General features: G+C 66.2%; 1 protein-coding gene. It reads left to right on the top strand.

Annotated features, from left to right (window positions below):
- Window positions 1–72: 72 nt before the first annotated feature.
- Window positions 73–1,332 carry an IS701 family transposase gene (locus IV498_RS18710; protein ID WP_269048579.1) on the top strand — a complete coding sequence of 420 codons (1,260 nt, stop codon included), beginning with the start codon at window positions 73–75 and terminating at the stop codon, window positions 1,330–1,332.
- Window positions 1,333–1,436 lie beyond the last annotated feature (104 nt).

The following is a 1,436-nucleotide window of genomic DNA, read 5'->3' on the forward strand; positions in this document are numbered from 1 at the left end:
CACTAGTAGTACTTTGTTAGGTTTTTGGGTGTTGCTCTTTTAATCTTCGGTCGGGTCTGTTAATTTCGGTTTATGAGGGACGACGAGATCGCGGCCGTGCGCCTTGAGCTGGAGGACTACGTTGCGGAGGTCTTCGGATCGCTGCCGCGCAAGGACCAGCGGGCCAAGGGCAGCCTGTATCTGCGGGGGCTGATGCTTGATGGCCGGCGTAAGTCGATGCAGCCGATGGGTGAGCGTCTGGGCGTGGACTACCAGCAGCTGCAGCAGTTCGTCTCCTCGTCGTCGTGGGCGGTGGAGCCGGTGCGGCGGCGGCTGGCGAACTTGGCGGTGGAGACGGTCGGGCCCGAGGCCTGGGTTATTGATGACACCGGGTTCAAGAAGGACGGGCCGGCCTCCCCGTGCGTGGCCCGGCAGTATTCGGGCACGCTGGGCAAGATCGGGAACTGCCAGATCGGCGTCAGCCTCCACGCGGCCACGGACGCGGCGTCCTGCCCGCTGAACTGGCGGCTCTTCGTCCCCGAGGCCTGGGACGATACCTGCGCGGAGACGAACGAGGACGCCGCATCCATTGAAGCCCGGCGGGAGCGGGCGGGGATCCCGGACACGGTCCGGCACCGCACGAAATGGTCCCAGGCGCTGGAAATGATCGATGAGGCCCTCGTATGGGGGATCACCCCGCCGGTGGTCGTGGCCGATGCCGGCTACGGGGAAATCACCGCGTTCCGATTCGGACTGCAAGCCCGGTCCATCCCGTACGTGCTCGCGGTCAAGGCCTCCACCAGCGCCCACCCCGCGGCGGCCGTACCCGAACCCGCACCCTACAGCGGACGGGGACCCCGCGGTGCGGACCGGTACCGGGACAGACCCTCCCCGCTGCGGGACCTTGCCCTCGCTGCAGGCCGCGGACAGCTGCACCAGGCCACCTGGCGCCACGGCACCAGGACCGGCCCCGGAAACCGGACCGCGGCCATGAAATCACGCTTCCTCGCCCTGCGCATCCGCCCCGCCAACCGCGACATACCGCTGAACGAAGACGGGTCCCTGCCCGAACAGTGGCTGCTCGCCGAATGGCCGACCAACGAGCCCGCACCGACCGACTACTGGCTCAGCGACCTCCCCGCCGACACGCCCTTGAAGACCCTCGTCCGGCTCGCAAAAATGCGCTGGCGCATCGAGCACGACTACCGCGAACTCAAGACCGGACTCGGGCTCTCCCATTTCGAAGGACGGACCTTCACCGGCTGGCACCGCCGCGTCACGCTCGTCACCGCCGCCCACCTCTTCATCACCAGACTGCGGCTCAAGAACCCAAAAGCAGCTGGGGCAGCCTGAGCCTGTACGGCATCATCAGGGAACTCCAACGAGTTCTCGCCGGATGGCTTGGTTACTGCCCCCACTGCCGACAACGAGCACCAACATAACAAAGTACTACTAGT

The organism is Paenarthrobacter sp. Z7-10 (assembly GCF_026932795.1).
In the GTDB taxonomy this organism is placed as follows: domain Bacteria; phylum Actinomycetota; class Actinomycetes; order Actinomycetales; family Micrococcaceae; genus Arthrobacter_M.

Coding starts and splice junctions, on each gene's coding strand:
- IV498_RS18710 (WP_269048579.1), top strand. CDS start 73: ATGAGGGACGACGAGATCGCGGCCGTGCGCCTTGAGCTGGAGGACTAC.